Annotated in this window: 20 protein-coding genes; 6 read left to right on the top strand and 14 right to left on the bottom strand. The window is 54.1% G+C overall.

Features of this window, described 5'->3' with window-relative positions:
• Positions 1–44: 44 nt before the first annotated feature.
• From RC74_RS00800 to mgtE, 5 genes are read right to left on the bottom strand one after another with little or no spacing between them, the layout of a single operon-like run.
• Entirely contained in the window at positions 45–1823 is a 1779-nt protein-coding gene (locus tag RC74_RS00800; protein ID WP_039000186.1) for an SLC13 family permease, read from the bottom strand.
• Positions 1820–2770: a DMT family transporter gene (locus tag RC74_RS00805; protein WP_039000187.1), complete on the bottom strand. Its 951-nt coding sequence runs from the start codon at positions 2768–2770 to the stop codon at positions 1820–1822. The genes RC74_RS00800 and RC74_RS00805 overlap by 4 nt, the downstream gene beginning before the upstream one ends.
• A gap of 3 nt (positions 2771–2773) precedes the next feature.
• Positions 2774–3592 carry a TIGR00282 family metallophosphoesterase gene (locus RC74_RS00810; protein WP_039000188.1) on the bottom strand — a complete coding sequence of 273 codons (819 nt, stop codon included), beginning with the start codon at positions 3590–3592 and terminating at the stop codon, positions 2774–2776.
• 59 nt (positions 3593–3651) lie between these two features.
• Positions 3652–4206 (bottom strand): 5-formyltetrahydrofolate cyclo-ligase, encoded by a 555-nt coding sequence (locus RC74_RS00815; protein ID WP_417935169.1) that lies wholly within the window; start codon positions 4204–4206, stop codon positions 3652–3654.
• On the bottom strand, positions 4206–5588 hold the full coding sequence (mgtE, locus tag RC74_RS00820) for a magnesium transporter (RefSeq protein WP_052274584.1): 1383 nt from the start codon (positions 5586–5588) through the stop codon (positions 4206–4208). Before mgtE ends, RC74_RS00815 begins: the two co-directional genes overlap by 1 nt.
• A 122-nt stretch (positions 5589–5710) precedes the next feature.
• On the opposite strand from mgtE, the gene guaD reads away from it, so the two are divergent.
• Complete coding sequence (gene guaD / locus RC74_RS00825; RefSeq protein ID WP_417935197.1) at positions 5711–6997, top strand: guanine deaminase; 1287 nt, start codon at positions 5711–5713, stop codon at positions 6995–6997.
• Here guaD and RC74_RS00830 read toward each other — a convergent pair.
• From RC74_RS00830 to RC74_RS00845, 4 genes are all read right to left on the bottom strand, one after another.
• On the bottom strand, positions 6994–7461 hold the full coding sequence (locus RC74_RS00830; protein ID WP_052274585.1) for a CAP domain-containing protein: 468 nt from the start codon (positions 7459–7461) through the stop codon (positions 6994–6996). The two genes, guaD and RC74_RS00830, sit on opposite strands and share 4 nt — an antisense overlap.
• 47 nt (positions 7462–7508) lie before the next feature.
• Positions 7509–8864 (bottom strand): 8-oxoguanine deaminase, encoded by a 1356-nt coding sequence (locus RC74_RS00835; protein WP_039000191.1) that lies wholly within the window; start codon positions 8862–8864, stop codon positions 7509–7511.
• Between the two features lie 143 nt (positions 8865–9007).
• Positions 9008–9808: a histidinol-phosphatase gene (gene hisN, locus RC74_RS00840; protein WP_082802148.1), complete on the bottom strand. Its 801-nt coding sequence runs from the start codon at positions 9806–9808 to the stop codon at positions 9008–9010.
• Between the two features lie 124 nt (positions 9809–9932).
• Entirely contained in the window at positions 9933–10301 is a 369-nt protein-coding gene (locus RC74_RS00845) for a helix-turn-helix domain-containing protein (protein ID WP_039000192.1), read from the bottom strand.
• Between the two features lie 339 nt (positions 10302–10640).
• Here RC74_RS00845 and RC74_RS00850 point away from each other — a divergent pair, with 339 nt between their 5' ends.
• Positions 10641–11597, top strand: coding sequence for an NADPH:quinone oxidoreductase family protein (locus tag RC74_RS00850; protein ID WP_052274586.1), 957 nt, complete (start codon positions 10641–10643; stop codon positions 11595–11597).
• Here the strand turns inward: RC74_RS00850 and RC74_RS00855 are convergent.
• A complete protein-coding gene (locus tag RC74_RS00855) occupies positions 11537–12463 on the bottom strand; it encodes a LysR family transcriptional regulator (RefSeq protein ID WP_082802149.1) in 927 nt (308 codons plus the stop codon). The two genes, RC74_RS00850 and RC74_RS00855, sit on opposite strands and share 61 nt — an antisense overlap.
• 124 nt (positions 12464–12587) lie before the next feature.
• Between RC74_RS00855 and RC74_RS00860 the strand changes: the two genes are divergently transcribed.
• Together RC74_RS00860 and RC74_RS00865 are read left to right on the top strand one after the other, a co-directional pair.
• Positions 12588–12803 carry a DUF1127 domain-containing protein gene (locus tag RC74_RS00860; RefSeq protein WP_052274587.1) on the top strand — a complete coding sequence of 72 codons (216 nt, stop codon included), beginning with the start codon at positions 12588–12590 and terminating at the stop codon, positions 12801–12803.
• Positions 12804–12952: 149 nt separating this feature from the next.
• A complete protein-coding gene (locus RC74_RS00865) occupies positions 12953–13729 on the top strand; it encodes a Bax inhibitor-1/YccA family protein (protein WP_039000194.1) in 777 nt (258 codons plus the stop codon).
• Between the two features lie 167 nt (positions 13730–13896).
• On the opposite strand, the gene rpmG is transcribed toward RC74_RS00865, so the two are convergent.
• The 4 genes from rpmG to RC74_RS00885 all read right to left on the bottom strand — a co-directional run bounded on the left by rpmG (position 13897) and on the right by RC74_RS00885 (position 17225).
• The gene (rpmG, locus tag RC74_RS00870; protein WP_039000195.1) at positions 13897–14064 is read right to left on the bottom strand and encodes a 50S ribosomal protein L33; all 168 of its coding nucleotides are present in this window, start codon (positions 14062–14064) and stop codon (positions 13897–13899) included.
• A gap of 124 nt (positions 14065–14188) precedes the next feature.
• Positions 14189–15220, bottom strand: coding sequence for an ABC transporter substrate-binding protein (locus RC74_RS00875; RefSeq protein ID WP_039000196.1), 1032 nt, complete (start codon positions 15218–15220; stop codon positions 14189–14191).
• Positions 15190–16560, bottom strand: coding sequence for a sensor histidine kinase (locus tag RC74_RS00880; RefSeq protein WP_039000198.1), 1371 nt, complete (start codon positions 16558–16560; stop codon positions 15190–15192). The genes RC74_RS00875 and RC74_RS00880 overlap by 31 nt, the downstream gene beginning before the upstream one ends.
• Entirely contained in the window at positions 16557–17225 is a 669-nt protein-coding gene (locus RC74_RS00885) for a response regulator transcription factor (RefSeq protein WP_039000200.1), read from the bottom strand. The genes RC74_RS00880 and RC74_RS00885 overlap by 4 nt, the downstream gene beginning before the upstream one ends.
• 113 nt (positions 17226–17338) lie before the next feature.
• Here RC74_RS00885 and RC74_RS00890 point away from each other — a divergent pair, with 113 nt between their 5' ends.
• Entirely contained in the window at positions 17339–18307 is a 969-nt protein-coding gene (locus RC74_RS00890; protein WP_039000201.1) for a Bug family tripartite tricarboxylate transporter substrate binding protein, read from the top strand.
• Positions 18307–18747 (top strand): tripartite tricarboxylate transporter TctB family protein, encoded by a 441-nt coding sequence (locus tag RC74_RS00895; RefSeq protein ID WP_039000203.1) that lies wholly within the window; start codon positions 18307–18309, stop codon positions 18745–18747. Before RC74_RS00890 ends, RC74_RS00895 begins: the two co-directional genes overlap by 1 nt.
• Positions 18748–18752: the final 5 nt, after the last annotated feature.

Consider the following 18752-nt stretch of genomic DNA (forward strand, 5'->3'; position numbering starts at 1 on the left):
AGAACAGCGCTCGGGTGCATTTCAAGTGCGCGCGGGGAATTCCCTTACAGCGGCCAAAGTAGCGGAATGATTGCAGAGGCCAAAATACCGATGGATAGGTTGAGAGGAATCCCGACCCGCAGAAAATCCGAGAACTTATACCCGCCTGGTCCGTAAACCAGCATGTTGGTTTGATAGCCGATTGGCGTCGCAAAACTCGCCGAGGCGGCGACCATCACGGCAACGACCAAGGGGCGCGGATCTACACCCAACGCCGACGCAAGGCCGATGGCAATGGGCGTGACCACCACGGCCACAGCATTGTTGGACACGAGTTCAGTGAGCACGGACGTCAGAAGATAAATCGCCCAAACGATCATGAAAGGGGGTAGTTTTGCGAGCCCCGGAGCCACGCCATTAACGATCAATTCCACAGCCCCAGAGGCCTCAAGCGCGGCCCCAATCGCGAGCATCGAAAAGATCAAAGCAAGAAGGCGGCCGTCGACAAATCCGAAGGCTTCATCCGCGTCGATACAGCGTGTCAAAAGCACCGTAGCCACCGCAAGAATTGACAGCAGAAAAATTGGCGCAACACCAAAAGCGGCAAGGGCCACAATCCCGACAAGTGCCGCCATGGCAACAGGTGCATGCCCACGACGAAACGCACGCTCGGACGGATGCGACACATCTGCGAGCGCCATATCCGAGACCAAACGGGCCACATCCGAAGGCGCGCCCTCAAGAAGTAACGTGTCCCCCACACGCACCACGAGGTTTTCCAACTGACGACCGATATTTTGGTTCCGGCGGTGAACGGCAAGCGTATAAACACCATACCGCCGCCGCAAACGCATCGCGCCTAACGAGCGGCCCACCATCTTACAATCCGGCGTAATCAGCACCTCAACTGTGCTGGTTTCGACCGAGGAAAGCTGGTCCACCCGCTTGAGGGATTTGTTGCGCTGCAAAGACAAAAGCTCCTGCATCTCCGTACGCAAAACGACCCGGTCACCCGTCTGAAGCACGACTTCGGCCATATTCCCCCGCAGCGAGATATCGCCGCGCAGAACGTCGATCAGCCGCACACCGTCGCGTTTAAAGAGTTGAACGCCCGACACTTCACGGCCAATCAGGTCGCTGTCGGGCGGGATCGCCGCCTCGCTAAAAAACTTTTTCTTGGATTTATCCGAGAGGAGAGATGCCATGCTATCGCGATCGGGAAGCAGTCTTGGCGCAATAAACCGTAGGTAAATCATGCCCCATGCCACCAAGACGATGCCCAGTGGCGTGACCTCAAAAATCGAAAACGCCTGTATCCCGTTGGCGCGCGCAACTCCGTCCACCAAAAGGTTGGTTGATGTCCCAATCAAGGTTAACGTCCCGCCCAAAATCGCGCCATAGGACAAAGGGATAAGTAGCTTGGACGCCGAAACTCCTAGTTTCTTGGCCAATTGTACAAAGACTGGAATCATCACCACGACAACGGGCGTGTTCGACACGAAGGCCGATGCCACGACGACAAATGCCATCATCGCGCCAATGGCCATTGCGGGGTGGGTTTGAACGTTGCGCTCGGCCCTTTGGGTAAACCATTCGAGCGCGCCCGTGCGTACCAAAGCGCCCATCACGACGAACATCGCCGCAATCGTCCATGGGGCGGGATTTGACAACACTTCCAAGGCTTTGTCGTATGGCAAAACGCCAAGGGCCAGCAAAACTGCGACCCCCGCGATGGCGACCACCTCGGTTGGGTAGTATTCCCGCAAAAACAGAATAAACATGATAGCAACCACGGCCAAAGTCACAATGGCTTGGCCAAATTGCGAAAACTCAAACAACATCATAGGTTTGCAGACCTTATTCTAGTCGCACCATCTTTTACCAAAGGTGCGGTTTGTTCAAGCGCCGGTTTGGCGCGCGGTTGTACGAGGAAAACCCCTACAAACATCAGAGACAGGGCGAGCCAAATGTAAACGGAATAGGTTTCGTTGAGGAAGAGAATTGACCACAGCAACCCAAATCCGGTCACGAGGTAGGCCACTTGCGCGGCGAAAACGGACCCTGCCCTGCCGACAAGCCAAACATACCCCCCGTAAACGACCGCATGGATAACCGCGCTAAAAACAACGGCAAAATGCGGCCAGCCCATTGGCTCAAAGGGCGATATCCACTGCCCTGTGAGCAAGGCCAATGGCAATGCTAAGATCGTGCCAATGGTGAAAGCCCCCAAAAGAACCCGAATAGGGCCCACGCCCAATGTGCCAACTTTGGCCACAACATTCGCCTCGATTGCGTAGCAAAATGGCCCGATAAGCGCCAAGGGGATAAAGACCACCATCGCGCGCTCAGGCAGGGAGGCTTCTGGGGCCACGATGAACCCCACCGCCACAAGACCAAGTGCAAGGCCAAAAAAGCGCTTCCAGCTAAAGGTGTCTTGACCCATTAGGAGTGCAATTGGGAAAACCAGCATCGGCACAGATGACATGATGAGCGCCATGATGCCGGCAGGAAGATACTTCATCGACAACATGGAAAAAAAGCCTGGAATGAGCGTTCCAGCCAAGCCAACGAAGGTATAAAGCGCCAGATGACGGCGGGTGAGGGGCAGCTTTTTACCTTGTACGAGCGTATAACTGCCCAAGAGCAAAGCTCCGATCAGCAATTGCCAAAACAAAACGCCAAACGGCTGCAAGCCTTGCGTCACATAGTATTTTGAGATCGGAATCGTTGCGCCCCAACCTGCCCCCATAACGAGCAATGCGGCGACCAAGAAAAGACGATCTGATTTCATGTGTTAGGACGGTGGCGAGGAAGGCTGAAGCCGCCCACCCTCACGGATCATAGACACCGTTTTCGCTTTTCCCGTCTGATCATCTGTCTCGACAAATAGTCCAGAGAGCGTGGCTTCGCCCGCAGCAGGGGTGAAGCGCCCCTTGCCCATTCCCGTAACAAACCGGCGCATCGGCTCGCCTTTGTCCATCCCGATAACGGAATTATAATCACCGCACATGCCCGCGTCCGCCTGAAAGGCCGTGCCGCCATCAAGGATTTGGGCGTCCCCCGTTGGGATATGGGTATGCGTGCCGACAACCATACTCGCGCGACCATCACACCAGTGGCCCATGCCCATTTTTTCTGAGGTCGCTTCGCAATGCATATCGACCAAAATCGCCTGAGCTTGTCCGCCCAAAGGATATTTTTTCAACACGGTTTCGACTGCGGAAAACGGATCATCAAAAGCGCGTTTCATGAAAACTTGCCCCAACACTTGGGTCACAAGAATTTTGCGGCCTCGCCCACCATCGAAAAGGCGCGCGCCACTGCCTGGCGCGGCTTTTGAGAAATTCAATGGCCGGATGATGCGGGGCTCTTTTTCGATATAGGTCAGCATGTCACGTTGATCAAAGGAGTGGTCACCAAGGGTGATGCAATCGGCCCCTGCGTCCAAAATACCCTTCGCATGATCCGGCGAAAGCCCCGCGCCGGAGGTTGCATTTTCCCCGTTTACGACGACGAAATCCAGACGCCACGCTTCGCGCAGAGCCTTCAGACGTTCAGTAATTGCATTGCGGCCAGCGCGGCCAACGACGTCGCCTAGGAAAAGTATTCTCATGGTGTCTGGTTAATCCCTTGGGAAAGCCCGTGCAATGGGGATTTCACCCCAAGCAAGCCTTAGCGGGAAAAGGTCCGAGTTTTGGCCTCAGTAACGATGAAATCAAGGGGTTGATCGGTGGCTTCAAGTGGCAATTCATCGGCGTGCTGTGCTTCAAAGGCCAAACCGATGGCCACCACGTGACGCGATCTGCGCAAGTCTTGCAATGTGCGGTCATAAAAGCCACCGCCATATCCCAACCTGTTACCCGCATCGTCAAAAGCCACCAAAGGGACAATCAAAACATCAGGGGTAACATAGGTAATATTCTGCGGAATACGCGCACCAAACGCACCTTCAACCATCGCCATATCCGCCGTCCAAAGCGCGAACTTCAGGGCGGTTCCTGCGCTTTGGATCACCGGAACACAGACTTGCCCGGAATGCGCCTCCATAGCTGCAAGCGGGCTTATCTCTGTACGCATAGGCACATATGCAGCGAGTGTTTTCTTGCGATATGGCGCAAGCACCTCAGTCAAACGCGTTACTGGCGTAGAGTTCACAGCATCAAACGCTAGTTTTCGGCGCGCGAAGGCGTCCTTCCGAGCTTGGGACTTTCGAGCAGCTAAATCCACTATACCAAGACCAAAGTTGCCAAACCTAGGAAGGCAAAAAAGCCAACCATATCCGTCACCGTCATCACGAAAGTTCCCGAAGCAAGAGCAGGGTCAACACCCATTTTATCAAGGATAACGGGCGCCCCAACACCCACAAAACCCGCCACAAACAGGTTAATCACAATCGCCACGGCAAGCACCGCTCCCAGTGCCGCACTGCCATACCAAAAGAAGCCAAACGCCCCGAGCGCGGCCGCGAATAACAAACCGTTCACCAACCCGACGAGGGCTTCGCGTCGGATAACCCGCCACATATTGCGCGATGTAAGGTCTTTTGTCGCCAGCGCACGTACCGTCACGGTCAGGGATTGCGTCCCTGCGTTGCCACCCATCGAGGCAATGATGGGCATTAAGGCGGCCAAAACGACCAGCTGCGAAATGGTGGACTCAAACTGAACAATCACACGAGACGCCAAGATAGCCGTACAGAGGTTGACGGCCAGCCAAGGAAAACGTTGTTTGGCGGTTTCCCAAAGACGGTCGGAAATGCTCCCGTCCCCTGCCCCCGCAAGGCGCATGATGTCTTCTTCGTGCTCCTCATCCAGAACTATCATTGCGTCATCTATGGTAATCACCCCCACCAAACGCCCCGAGTCATCGACAACAGGCGCGGAAATCAGGTGATACTGGTTGAAAGCATAGGCGACGTCGGCTTCGGGTTGAGTGGCTGGAATTGTGCGAAAACTTTCCTCGCACAAAGCCTTCAATTTCACATTTCGGGCCGAGCCCAACAATTTGCCCAAAGTCACATATCCCACGGGGCGCATCATCGGATCCACAAGGATCATATGATAGAACTGCTCGGGCAATTCAGGATCTTGACGAATGTAGTCAATAGCTTCGCCGACGGTCCAATGCTCTGGGCCCGCCACGACTTCGCGCTGCATCAAGCGGCCCGCGCTTTCGCTTGGATAGTTCAGGGAGTGTTCAACGGCGACACGATCACGGTCACCCAAAGCCTGCAAAATGGCGTCACGTTGAGGTGCTTCTAGGTCTTCGAGGAGGTCAACAACATCGTCACTCTCAAGGTCGCGAATGGCATAGGCCAAAGTTGCGGGTTCGAGTGCATGGATGACTTCTTCGCGCAAACCCTCGTCGAGTTCGGAAAGAACGTCGCCGTCCATTCCCGCCCCCCAAAGAGCTAGCAATTTACGCCGTGAACTCGCCCCGATCTGCTCCAAAAGGTCGGCCACGTCGGCCGCATGCAACGGCTTCAAAAGGGCCGTCAATCCAAGAGTATCATCCAAGCGAACTACCGCTAAAACACGCTCAATAAGCGACGAGTCGAGTTCATAAGAATCGTCGTCTGACATCTCTGGTCTGATAAAATCGTCGCTCATATCGCTTCCTTCACAAGTCATGGGCACCATAGGCATGGCAATTCAAAAGCAGAAGAGGGAAAGGTGATTTACCTCAGAATTTAGCGCGCCTATTCTGGGGCCAACACATGCATTGGAGCAACATCGTGGACCTACTCTTAGGACAAGTACTTTCGTTCAAAAGCAACCCTTTTGAGCACCCCTTTGAGGAAGCCGCGCGGCATATCTTTAAGGGCGCAATCGTCATTGAAAACGGAAAAATCGCCGCCGTGGGCGACGCCGCTGATTTGCTCAAAACCCATCCTACGGCCCGCGTCACCGATTATGGCGAGCGGCTATTGACGGCGGGATTCGTTGACGCCCACGTCCACTACCCTCAAACGGCCATCATCGCAAGTTGGGGCAAACGCCTTATTGATTGGCTGAACACCTACACCTTTCCCGAAGAAACACGTTTTTTTGATGCGGAGTATGCACAGGAAATTTCGAACCGCTATCTTGACCTCGTTTTGGCCAATGGCACCACCACGGTCGCGAGTTATTGCACCATCCATCCCGAAAGCGTCAACGCCATATTCACAGCCGCCGCCGAGCGAGATATGCGCATTGTGGCGGGAAAAACCTGCATGGATCGCAACGCGCCTGACGGGCTGCGCGACACGGTGCAGTCGGCCTATGATGACAGCAAAGCCTTACTTGAGAAGTGGCACGGTGTGGGGCGCGCAGGCTATGCTATCACGCCACGATTTTCGCCGACCTCAACGCCGGAACAACTCCAAGCCTTGGGCGCATTATGGGCTGAGTACCCAGACGTTTTGATGCAAACCCACCTCTCGGAACAAGTTGACGAAATCGAATGGGTAAAGAGCTTATCCCCTGACGCGCGCGATTACCTCGATACATATGAGAGTTGCGGATTATTAGGAAAAGGCGGCCTTTACGGCCATGCAATCTACCTAACCGATCGCGAGAAAGACCGCCTCAAAGAGGTTGATGCAAGCTTGATCCATTGCCCAACATCCAACACGTTTATTGGGTCGGGTCTCTTTGATATGGCGGGCTTGATGGCCGACGGGCACCGCATCGGCCTCGCAACGGACACGGGCGGCGGCTCAAACTTTTCCATGCTGCGCACCATGGCCGCCGCTTATGAAGTCGGACAGCTTCGCGGCACACCCCTGCACGCCGCCCAACTCTACTGGCTGGCCACCCAAGGCGCCGCGCGCGCGCTGCATTTAGACGATAAAATCGGCAATATCTCGGTGGGAATGGAGGCGGATATTATCGCGCTCAACATGTCCTCAACCCCCGCCATTGCCCAACGGACACAACACGCCGAAGACATCTGGGAGGCCCTCTTTGCCACCATCATGATGGGCGATGATCGCGCAATCGACGCCACATGGGTTGGCGGTAAACTTCTGTGTTAACAGGGACTTGCCAAAACCAAAGTCCAATACCCGTTCGCTCCGTAAATCCCATACTCCGTGGCTTTGCGGTTTTGGATGTTGTTTCGGTGGTCCGTGGACTTCATCCACAGATCAAACGCGCCTTCCAGTCCTTTTGACGTTTTGGCGATGTTTTCAGCAAAGAAGCATCCCTTGTAGCCCTGCGCCCGCATTCGGTCGCGACTGTTGCTACCATTACTCCCTTTGTGGGAGAGCGTGGCCATTTCAATCATGTCCAACGTCTGGGCTTGGGCTGCCTTTTTCAGGCGCGGATTTTTCGTGACGTTGGGTAACCCCTTGGCCTTGCGTGCCTCATAAAGCAAGCTATCAGCATTCACGATCGCCGGACTTTTAGTACCCGTTGCAGTGGGCGGTACTGGAGCTTGGTTTATGGAGGTCGAACAAGCCGAGAGCGCTAAAACGACGCAATATAAAAGGACCTTCATCGCAACTACTCCCTTGAGGAAAGGGCAGACTAACATAACGCGCGGCGCTACGCCATCAACGCCCGCGCGAGTTGGTTTTGTGTTTCAATCGCCTTGGGTAAATCAACCGTTGTGAGCTGATACTCCTTAACCACATGGCGCCCTTCTACAAATAAATCCCGAACTTTTTGTGGCCCTGCCAAAAGAATGGCGGCGGGATCCCAACTCCCAGCGGCCTCTATTCCACCCAAATCCCAAATCGCAAGGTCCGCACGTTTCCCCACGGCAATCTGGCCACAGTCATTGCGCCCCAGAACTTCTGCGCCGCCGCGCGTGGCCACCCGAAGAGCTTCGCGCACCGACATGGAATCCGCTCCGTTTTTCACCCGTTGCAACAACATCATCTGACGCGCCTCGCCGATCAAGTTCCCCATATCGTTGCTCGCCGACCCGTCGACCCCAAGCCCCACAGGCACCCCAGCGTCCAGCATTTCGCGCACGGGTGCTATCCCCGATCCAAGGCGGCAGTTTGAACAAGGGCAATGGGCAATTCCGGTTTTGGTTGCTGCAAACAATGTCAAATCTTCGACCACAAGTTTCACACAATGGGCATGCCAAACATCCTCGCCGACCCATCCCAAATCCCGCGCAAACTCGCCGGGGGTACAGCCGAATTTCTCGCGACTATAGGCGATATCCTCCTGATTTTCCGCCAAATGGGTGTGCATCATAACGCCTTTGTCGCGCGCCAAAACCGCAGAGTCGCGCATCAGTTCCCGACTCACGGAAAACGGCGAACAGGGCGCAACGCCGACCCGCAGCATCGACCCTTCGCGGATGTCGTGATGGGCATCGATCACACGGATCATATCCTCAAGAATATCGGCCTCGCGCTCAACTAAACTGTCGGGCGGCAAGCCCCCATTGCTTTCTCCAATGCTCATCGCGCCGCGCGTGGGTTGAAACCGAAGCCCCACCCGTTGCGCGGCCTCAATACTATCCTCAAGACGGGCGCCATTGGGGTAGACATACATGTGGTCCGAACTGAGAGAACAGCCAGAAAGCGCCAATTCCGCGAGGCCAATCACCGCACCGGAGTGCATTTCTGCGGGGCCGAACCGCGCCCAAATTGGATAGAGCGTTTTGAGCCAACCAAAGAGCAACCCGTCTTGGGCCTCGGGCACCGCGCGGGTCATGGTTTGATACAGGTGGTGGTGCGTGTTCACCAATCCGGGCGTCACAAGGCAGCCTTTTGCAGAATGAGTCGACAGATTTTGCGCGACTTCCGGTGCTAATCCCGCCCGCAGATTTTGTCCCACGGCCTGAACAACCCCGCCCTTGACAAGGATGTTGGCATCAGGAATCTCGCGCCCGCGATCGTCCATCGTCATGGCCAAACACGCGTTTTCAATCAATAAATACATTTAAAACCTCCACACAGAATACGTCCAATTCGGCCCCTCGCAGATGCGAAGCTGTGTGAATGTATCGGCAGAAATGAACAAAGGACCCGATACACTTGTGAGTATACCGAGGATTTTGAGCAATTCAAGCCACAGGTGGGTCGTTAGGTGGACGCGAGAAGTTTGAGCACTGTGGCGTGGAGTGCTGGTGTTGCTGCGGCGAGAACCTGCCCGCCTTCATGGGCTGGCTTGCCCTGCCAATTTGTGACAACACCACCCGCGGCTTGGATGACGGCAATCGGGGCCTGAATGTCGTAAGATTGCAAACCCGCCTCGATCACGAGGTCGATTTGCCCAGCAGCAAGAAGAGCATAGGCATAGCAATCCATCCCATAGCGCACCAATTTGGCCTCAGCTGCAACACGGTGAAACGCTGCGCCTTCCTGCGCCGTTCCAATTTCAGGAAAGGTTGTAAACACCACGGCATCCGCAAGATCTTGCGTTTTGCGCACGCCAAGGGCACCCGTTCGGTGGGGACCAGAATAATGCGCCTCCCCAAATCCGCCAATAAAACGTTCGCCTATAAACGGCTGATCAATAACGCCATAAAAAGGGCCATGCGCGTCGGAAACCGCGATGAGAACACCCCAAGTCGGCGTACCGGACATAAATCCGCGCGTACCATCAATTGGGTCAAGCACCCACGTAAGGCCACTGGTTCCGGCCTGCGCGCCGAACTCTTCGCCAAGGATTGCGTCGTCGGGACGCCGCTCGGCCAAAATGCCCCGCATTGCCTGCTCGGCCTCTCGATCAGCGCGTGTCACGGGATCAAAACCCTCGTTCAGCTTATTCTCGGTCGCCAGCTGATCTGTGCGGAAATACGCTAGGGTGACGGAGCGTGCGGCATCGGCCATTGCCATTGCACAGTCTTTGATAGATTGAATTTCGGAATCTGGCAAAGTCATGAGAACCTCATTTTTTCAACGCCCTTGCCGCGTAACGTGGAGAGCAGTTGTGGATCAAGCAAAATCGGGGCTTCAACGAAAAAGCGCGCCAAAAGGCGCGCTGCAACGGTAAATTTTGAGACGTTTAAGCGACGTCGCTTAAGACGCGGGCCAACTCAAACAAGCGGCGGCGCTGGTTTTCCGGAATTGCATAGTAGGACCGCACCAACTCCAGAGCTTCTTTGTCTGCCATGAAGTCGCCACGTGCGGCATCAGTGGACTCAACAGCCTCGGAACGCCCCAATCCTTCAAAGAAGAAACTAACTTCAATTCCCATCGCGTCGGAAATATCCCAAAGTCGAGAAGCTGACACACGATTCATACCCGTTTCGTATTTTTGTATCTGCTGGAATTTTATTCCAACGCGCTCGGCCAGCTGTTGCTGCGTCATGCCAACCATCCATCGACGGTGGCGGATACGTTTTCCAACATGGATATCAACGGGATGTTTCATATTTCGCTCCTCAAACTCATGAGTACTTTTTAATTCAGTTTTCGTTTTACGCAAAAACATTTTGCACCCTCACGCACGGATGTACCAAAAACTCAGCAACAATATGCCGAGAAAACTTTTAGCCGATTATTGCCAAAACTTCTAGTGGGATTCGACCGGAAGGTTAACAAAAAAACGCACCTCGCCTTAAAGGTGCATATTTGCCGCCAAGCGAATACACCCGACTCCTATCAAATTATTAGATATATTTCAATAATTTAACATACCCTACGTTTTTTTACTCTTGGGAGAGGGCAGCAAATTTGTTAACACTCTCTCAAAACCCACTGGAGATAGATAATGCTTGGATATGTCGTCGACGAGCTTGGATCGGCATCAATTCGGTCGATTAATCCTCCCAAATTGCGCTCATTTGACGTCCTAGTTGACGTAGCGGCATGCGGAGTCAACTTCGCGGATTTGTTGATGATTGAGGGGACATATCAAGAAAAACATGACCGGCCCTTCTGTCCGGGCATGGAAATTTCTGGTGTGATAACAGCCGCAGGGGCGCAAGTTAAGTCCCTCAAAGTTGGCGATCGCGTCGCAGGCTTCCCCGGACATGGCGGGCTTGCAGAGCAAGCCGTTGTCGAAGCTGAACGGTGTATTCGCCTTCCCGACTCAATCCCATTTGACGTCGCGGCCGCGTTTCAAGTTGCCTATGGCACCTCACATTTGGCGCTCAGCCACAAGGCGCGCTTGGTTGCGGGAGAAACTTTACTGGTTCTCGGTGCAGCCGGGGGTGTCGGCCTGACTGCTGTCGAATTGGGCAAACTCATGGGGGCCAAAGTGATCGCAGTGGTGCGGGGTGTCGAAAAACACGATGCCGTTCGTCAGGCAGGGGCCGATCACGTGCTCGACAGCGAATCGCCTGACTTGAGACAGCAAATCAAGGATCTCGGTGGCGCGGATGTTGTGTACGACCCCGTCGGAGGCGAGTTGTTCAACACAGCATTGCGGGCGACCAATCCAGACGGCCGAATTTTGGTGATTGGGTTTGCCAGCGGCACCGTCCCGCCGATTCCCGCGAATATTCTGCTGGTTAAAAACATTACGGTGATAGGTTTTTACTGGTCGGGGTATTTGAAATTCGCCCCAAAAGTTATAACCGACAGCCTTGAGCAGCTTTTGGCCTGGTATTCGGACGGTAAACTTCACCTTCATATCAGCCACAAACTGCCGCTCGCGCAAGCGGATCAGGCGCTGGCGCTGCTGCGCGACCGAAAATCGACTGGTAAGGTTGTCGTGCTCCCGTGATCCGAACCTGCGGACACGCGATTATAGGCTTGGCGCAAGAATTCCGCCAAATCTAACGCGACTTGGGAGGTGGCCAGTTCCGAGATGAACATGTTCACTTTTTTGGACCCCAAATCGGGCAGTGCCCCGCCGTGACGTATCTGCTCCAAGTGCGGCGCCTCCATGCCATCAAGCACCGAATGCACCGCTAGATCCGCCGAAACCGAAGCCTCAATCGTGCGGGTTGAATCCGACTCGACCGCCATTTCCCAAGGGATATTTGCGGCGTCCAAGGCCTTTTGCGCCGCCATTCGGAACATACAGTGGGGCTCAAACGCCAGCTTCAAAGGCCGATCACGCCACACAGTGCCCCCCTTGGCCCCCACCCACACCAGATCGCGATTCATCAAGGTTTCACCGCCTGTATCGCACCCCTCTTCTGTGGTCAGAATAATATCCACCTCGCCACGTCTAAACTTCTCTTTTAAACTCACCGTGACCGACGACAAAAGCTGAACGCGCATGCGCGGGTATTCAGCGTTAAAGCGCTTCAAAACTTCTGGAATCGCGGGGTACACAATGTCATGCGGCACCCCCAATACAATTTCGCCCTCATAAGCTTGGTGAGTCATCAGCGCGAAAACTTCGTCATTTAATTTGAGCATCCGGCGAGCGTAGGACAGCAATTGCTCGCCTGAAGCGGTAATTGCAATTGTCCTTGAGGAGCGATCCAACAGCGACATGTCGAGGGATTCTTCCAAACGTTTGAGCTGCATCGAAACCGCCGATTGTGTCAGGTTGAGAAAACCCGCGGCCCGCGTCACGCCGCCCGCCTCTGCAACGGCGACAAAGGAACGTAACGACGTAAGGTCTAGATTTCGGGGCATATCACAATCCTTGATATATCAGTTAAGAAACATTCATTTTACAGATGATACAGATTCCAGCATACATATCAATATAAATGATCAATCAAACATCAATCATCATCGATTCGAAAGGATGCCTCTCATGACACACACAATTACAAGTTTCGGCCCAACCACCCTGAAGTCCCCAACAAAAACTTTGCGCCTTTTGTCGATGATTGCGAGCACATATCGCCAGCGCCGCGCTCTTGCGCGCTTGGATGATGCCGCCCTCACCGATTTGGGCCTGTCCCGCAGCGACGCCACCCAAGAAGCAAACCGCCCAATCTGGGATGTTCCTACGACTTGGCGTCGTTAAAACCCGCTGATTTAGCAACATTTAACGATATTGCAGAAAAAACATGAAATTCTCTCCGGTTAAACTTGAAATTCTGCCCGTCATTGCCGATATTTAGCGGTGAAGGCGGGCTAACTCATTAGCCCTGTATATTCTTACCGGAGGCTATAATGGCACAATTTGATACGGCCCGCACAGGCGCAGGTACGCGCAGTGCAGCAATCGACGCAGGACTTCGCGCCCACATGAACAAAGTTTACGGCACAATGTCCGTAGGCCTGTTGATCACGGCTTTGGCCGCTTGGGCTATTGGCAACATGGCGATGACAACGGATCCGTCCCTAGCTGTCTCGCAGATTTCTGATACCAAATATCTCACGGCCCTTGGCAATACTCTTTATGGCTCACCGCTTAAATGGGTGATCATGTTCCTTCCTTTGGGTATGGTATTCGGCTTTAGCGCGATGATTAACAAACTGTCTGCCGCTGGCGCGCAGTTGTTCTTCTATGCGTTTGCCACGGCAATGGGCCTGTCACTAAGTTCGATCTTCCTTATGTATACTGGCGCGTCCATCGTTCAGGTGTTTTTGGTGACTTCGATCGCTTTCGCAGGTCTGAGCCTTTATGGCTACACGACCAAAAAAGACCTTTCCGCGATGGGGACCTTCCTTATCATGGGTGTAATCGGCCTTTTGGTTGCGTCCGTTGTTAACATCTTCTTGCAATCTGGCGCGCTTATGTTCGCGATTTCCGCGATTGGTGTGCTGATCTTCGCAGGCCTTACCGCCTACGACACGCAAAAAATCAAGAACAACTACATCGCGCACGCACAACAAGGTGATAGCGAGTGGATGGCGAAATCCGCCATTATGGGCGCGCTAAACCTCTACCTCGACTTCATCAACATGTTCATGTTCATGCTGCAACTCTTTGGAAACCGCAACTAAGACGCGCGACACCAACGAAATACCAAAGGGCCGGTCATCACGACTGGCCCTTTTTTGTGCCTTTCAGCAAGGCAGGGACGCGCCCAAAATAGCTCCATCCTTTGGCCAAAAAAAACCACGCTCGAAAGCGTGGTTTTCTCAATTCTTATCGTTCAGTAAAGCAAATCTTACTTGATTTTGCCTTCTTTGTACTCAACGTGTTTACGGATAACTGGGTCGTATTTGTTGACCGTCATTTTTTCAGTCATCGTACGAGCATTTTTCTTAGTCACATAGAAGTGGCCTGTGCCCGCGGACGAGTTCAGGCGGATTTTGATTGTGGTAGGCTTCGCCATAATAGTGCTCCTCAACGCAGGCGCGACATGCGCCCTTTAATTCCTTGAAGCCGGTTCTTAGCTGTCTGCGGGGCAGAGTCAACAGCCTTCGACACATTGAGCACAAAATAGCCGCGAAACACCATTATTTCTGTTCAATAGAGTTCTCCCAGCTGCGCAGGAAGGTTTCCTTCGTCATGTGATCCAGAAAAACAAGCAACCCCGGTCCCAGCCGAATAACGCGTGCGGCGCTGTTGTCCTCAAGGGATTGGGCGTTGATCGGTGGGAGATTCGTCTTAAGGGTCAGGTCTGCGCGCATATTGAGACTCGCGAGGAAATCGATCATATCGCCCGCACCCTCAGGATTCTTCGCTGTATTCGGGATCAGAGCCGTGCGCAGCATAACCGAGAGGTAGTCATCAAACTCTATAATCCGTATCCCGGGCGTGTCTGCGAGTTGAGACTGGGCATAGCTGCCAACGACATTATACGCCAAGGCCAACCGTCCCGCAGCGACGTCAGCAATCATTTCATGTGACCCGCGATACAGCCGCGCATTAAGCCGCCCCATAACTTCGGTCAAACGCCAATAGGAATCGGTGTTGCGCGAGTCTTGGGTGGCAAAAAGGTACCCTGCCCCAGATTTGCGTACGTCATAAGTCCCGATCCGCCCTGAAAACGCCTCTTGGTTATCGCGCAGCATCGTGATCAGATCTTCGCGGGTTGTCGGGATGGGTCGGTCCAAAAACTCGTCTTCCGAGACCACGAGCACGGCGGGTTCTTGGGTGAAGGCGAAAACCTGATTACGCCATTTGGCCCATTTCGGCAGGATATCTGTCGCTTCTGAACGGTAGGTTTGCACGAAGCCGTCGTTGGCCAATTTCGTCTGCAAGTCCATCGCACTGGAGATCGCGAGGTCAAACTCTGCCCCCTCTTCAAAAAGCGCCTGCATAAGCTGGGTGCTGCTCGCGATGGTGTAGTCAATCGTCATGCTCGGATACTGCGTCTGAAACGCTTCGATGATTGGGTTAAAAACCTCAGCGTCCGCTGTGGAAATAATCCGCAAGGTGTTCGCGCCTGCTCCTTGATGAACATAATGCTCTTCGACCTCAAAACCGAGGGCGGCCTGAAGCGACATACAATAAACTAAGACGCTGGAAAAATTAACGAAACGCATGCACCCGGCCCTTTCGTGTTGCAGCTCAATTCAAGGCGTCCGCAATGGGCAGCAACGACCTCATCCGCGATGGTTAGCCCCAATCCTGACCCAACAATATCATCGACGTTTTTGCCGCGTGAAAAACGGTGCGTGAGCGTGCTCAAATCCGCGTCGCCAAACCCGCGCCCTTCGTCGGTAATGGAAACGGTCAGAGCGCCCGTATCGGTCACACGCACCGTAATTTTACTCTCGGCAGGGGTGTATTTGATCGCGTTGTCCAAGAGATTGCGCAGGGCGTTCTGAAGCAGGATTTCATCACCTTTGATCTGCGAACGGGTCGCTACATATTCTTCGACGATGTGCAAATCCTTCAGCTCGGCAGTCGGACGAAGATGGGAAACGGTTTCGCGCGTTATGGCAACCAAATCCAAGGGCACCACCTCAAGCTGATCGGTGCGAAAACTTACCATCGCGTGGTCGAGCAACTGTCCTGCGGAACGGCTGCTTTCGTCGACGGCGCGGATCATCGCGCGCAAGGCCGCCTTGTTTTCCGGCTGCACAGAACGGCGCAACGCGACCTGTGCTTGCGCACGCACAGTGGCAAGCGGTGTGCGTACACGGTGGGCCGCTTCCGCGATAAAGTCCTCCGATTGGAGTAACGATGCCTTGAGCCGCGCCATAAGCCCGTTGAGCGCATCAACCAGCGGCGCAAGTTCGCTCGGAGCGGGGGTTTCGACGGGCCGCAAATCGTTGGGACCCCGACGCGCAACCGACTGAGTCATGCGGTTTAAGGGGGCCAGGGTCGATTGTGCGGCAAAAAGGCTAAGGGCCGTTGCCAAAAGGAAAAAACCGACCCCCACAGAAGCTGCGACAACCGAAATCCGCGACGAGATCGCCGCCAATCCCAGCCGTGTTTGGGCTACGACAACTGTTGTATTTCGCTTGCGCCCCCCAGCACTCACAACCCGTGTCACAGCGACGGACCGCACCTCTGCTCCACGGAAATCAAACGTCGAAAACGGATCGTTCATTTGGGAAGGCGGCAAAAGATCCTCATAGCCAGTAAGGTGCTCGTCGCCAACAAAGACACGATAAAAAACGCGATCTTCCGAGATTGCCCCCAGCATCGAAAGTGCCGAATAGGGAATTTCAACGGCAACCTGCCCGCGCTCGGAATAAAGCGCATCGGCGATGGAGGTGGCTGATGCCAAAAGGATGTTGTCCTGTGTATCTGCCGCTGCACGCTCCGCAACAGCGCGCACAATCAACACGAACGCAAGCGAGAGAATGGCCGCAATGATAAACAGTTGCAGCAAAAGCCGTCGTCGGATGGACGACCTGATAAACCCTTGCGTCACGTCTCCGCCACCAAACGATAGCCCAAGCCACGCACGGTTTCGATCTTGGCGTCTGATCCTTCGAGTTTTTTGCGCAATCGGCCGATATAGACCTCGATGGCGTTTTCCGAAACGTCGTCCGAGAAGGAAAACAAGCGGTCCATGAGGTGGGATTTGCTGAAAATTTGCTCCGGTGCCGAAAAAAACACCTCCAGAAGGCGCAATTCACGATTTCTCAGCGTATGGCTCTCGCCATTGATCATGATCGCCCCGAGGGTCGAATCAAGAATCACTCCCTTGAAGCTTCTGGAATTGTTGGCAACTCCCCCCTGACGACGCAATACTGCCCGCACACGCGCCTCAAGTTCGGAGAAATCGAAAGGTTTCGTTAAGTAATCGTCGGCCCCCAAATCAAGTAGGCCCACCCGATCCGACACCTGCGAACGCGCCGTCAAAACGATCACCGGCGTGCGATTTTTCGCGCGTCTATGGCGGGCCAAGAAATCGCGTCCATCTCCGTCGGGCAGCATAATATCAAGTAAAATCAAGTCATAAGAGGCGGCATCAATACAGGCTTGCGCGGCGGCGATATCCTCGGCGTGGTCAATCGCGTGCCCATCCAACCCAAGGCATTCGACCACAGCCTTTGCCAGTTCGAGATTGTCCTCGACCAATAGAAATCTCACGTGAGCTCCTCCCAAAGCGCGACTGTTTCGCTTCATGACAGGTTCGTGTCAGGTTTCACAGCGCATCTTAAGCATGTCCGCGCTTCGGCTCGGATGTCAAATGGGAGGATACTATGACTACACGTTTTGTTAAGGCGCTCATGACGAGTGCCGTAATTGGAATGAGTGCGGCTTCGGCTGCTTCTGCGGCTGAATGCATTGCACCCGCAAACCCCGGTGGAGGCTGGGATTTCACTTGCCGTCAAATCGGCAAAATCATGTACGACATTGGCGCGGTGGATAAACCTGTCCAAGTAACCAATATGGCAGGCGGCGGTGGCGGCCTTGCGTATAACTACGTCGTGGCGGAACGCGGCGATGACGCAGACCTTATGGTTGCAGCCTCAAGCGCGACAACCACACGTCTAGCCCAAGATGCTTACGCCGGTATGACCGCTGACCAAGTACGCTTTGTCGGGGCAATCGGTGCGGATCCGGGCGTTATCGTCGTTGCCAACGACAGCCCGTTCAACACGCTAACTGAAATGGTTGACGCGATCAAAGCAGACCCAGGTTCGGTTGCTTTTGCTGGCGGTTCTGCGGTTGGTGGCTTTGACCACCTTAAACCTCTGATGCTTTTGCAGCGCGCAGGTTTCACAGACATCACCAAGGTAAAATACATTGGTGTTGATGGTGGTGCCGATGCGATCACGCAAACTATCGGCGGCTTCACACAGGCAATGACAGGCGACATGTCTGAAATCATTGGCTTTTTGAATGCTGGCGAAGTTCGGGTTCTTGCGGTCCTCACCGAAGAGCGCATTCCGGGCTTTGACGACATCCCAACTGCAAAAGAGCAAGGTTATGATGTTGTTGCCGTAAACTGGCGCGGACTTTACGTTCCAAAAGGCATCTCTGACGAGGAATTCAACGTCTGGGCCGACCGCCTTCAGCAAGTAGCAGATTCCGCCGAGTGGAAAGAAGCTATGGCCGCCAATGGTCTTGCCCCCTTCACTAAAGTCGGTGTGGATTTCCAAGACTATGTTGATCAGGTCGTTGCCGAAATTCGTAAACTCTCCATCGACATCGGGGTTATTCAATAATGGCCAGTGACCGGATTTTTGGTCTGGTCATGGCGCTTGTGGCGCTCGCGTATATCGCGGGTGCCACTCAAATCCAGACCAGCTTTTTGCCTGACCCTGTTGGCCCGAAAGCCTTCCCCTTTGGGGTTGGAATTCTGGGTGCCCTATGCGCCCTCTTCATGGTTTTCAAACCCGACGCAGAGCCCGAATGGCCTACGCTATCTACCTTTGGTGCCATCGCAGCGGCGGCCTTCGTTTTGGTCCTTTACGCTTACGCGCTCAAACCTTTGGGGTTCTTGATCCCCACGGCCATCACAGCGGCGATCCTGTCCTACCAGATTTCGCCCCGCCCAAAATACGCAGCCCTCGCCGGACTCGGCCTCTCATGCGGGCTCTTTATCGTTTTCAAATTCGCTTTGGGTTTGGGCCTTGTTGCCTTCCCCAAAATGATCTTCGGCTAGGATAC

It is taken from the genome of Falsihalocynthiibacter arcticus, from assembly GCF_000812665.2.
Taxonomy (GTDB): Bacteria; Pseudomonadota; Alphaproteobacteria; order Rhodobacterales; family Rhodobacteraceae; genus Falsihalocynthiibacter; species Falsihalocynthiibacter arcticus.

Bases quoted from the DNA above. Each gene is read 5' to 3' on its own strand.
- RC74_RS00800 (WP_039000186.1), bottom strand. From the start codon at position 1,823: ATGATGTTGTTTGAGTTTTCGCAATTTGGCCAAGCCATTGTGACTTTG.
- RC74_RS00805 (WP_039000187.1), bottom strand. From the start codon at position 2,770: ATGAAATCAGATCGTCTTTTCTTGGTCGCCGCATTGCTCGTTATGGGG.
- RC74_RS00810 (WP_039000188.1), bottom strand. From the start codon at position 3,592: ATGAGAATACTTTTCCTAGGCGACGTCGTTGGCCGCGCTGGCCGCAAT.
- mgtE (WP_052274584.1), bottom strand. From the start codon at position 5,588: ATGAGCGACGATTTTATCAGACCAGAGATGTCAGACGACGATTCTTAT.
- RC74_RS00830 (WP_052274585.1), bottom strand. From the start codon at position 7,461: ATGAAGGTCCTTTTATATTGCGTCGTTTTAGCGCTCTCGGCTTGTTCG.
- RC74_RS00835 (WP_039000191.1), bottom strand. From the start codon at position 8,864: ATGTATTTATTGATTGAAAACGCGTGTTTGGCCATGACGATGGACGAT.
- hisN (WP_082802148.1), bottom strand. From the start codon at position 9,808: ATGACTTTGCCAGATTCCGAAATTCAATCTATCAAAGACTGTGCAATG.
- RC74_RS00845 (WP_039000192.1), bottom strand. From the start codon at position 10,301: ATGAAACATCCCGTTGATATCCATGTTGGAAAACGTATCCGCCACCGT.
- RC74_RS00850 (WP_052274586.1), top strand. From the start codon at position 10,641: ATGCTTGGATATGTCGTCGACGAGCTTGGATCGGCATCAATTCGGTCG.
- RC74_RS00855 (WP_082802149.1), bottom strand. From the start codon at position 12,463: ATGCCCCGAAATCTAGACCTTACGTCGTTACGTTCCTTTGTCGCCGTT.
- RC74_RS00860 (WP_052274587.1), top strand. From the start codon at position 12,588: ATGACACACACAATTACAAGTTTCGGCCCAACCACCCTGAAGTCCCCA.
- RC74_RS00865 (WP_039000194.1), top strand. From the start codon at position 12,953: ATGGCACAATTTGATACGGCCCGCACAGGCGCAGGTACGCGCAGTGCA.
- rpmG (WP_039000195.1), bottom strand. From the start codon at position 14,064: ATGGCGAAGCCTACCACAATCAAAATCCGCCTGAACTCGTCCGCGGGC.
- RC74_RS00875 (WP_039000196.1), bottom strand. From the start codon at position 15,220: ATGCGTTTCGTTAATTTTTCCAGCGTCTTAGTTTATTGTATGTCGCTT.
- RC74_RS00890 (WP_039000201.1), top strand. From the start codon at position 17,339: ATGACTACACGTTTTGTTAAGGCGCTCATGACGAGTGCCGTAATTGGA.
- RC74_RS00895 (WP_039000203.1), top strand. From the start codon at position 18,307: ATGGCCAGTGACCGGATTTTTGGTCTGGTCATGGCGCTTGTGGCGCTC.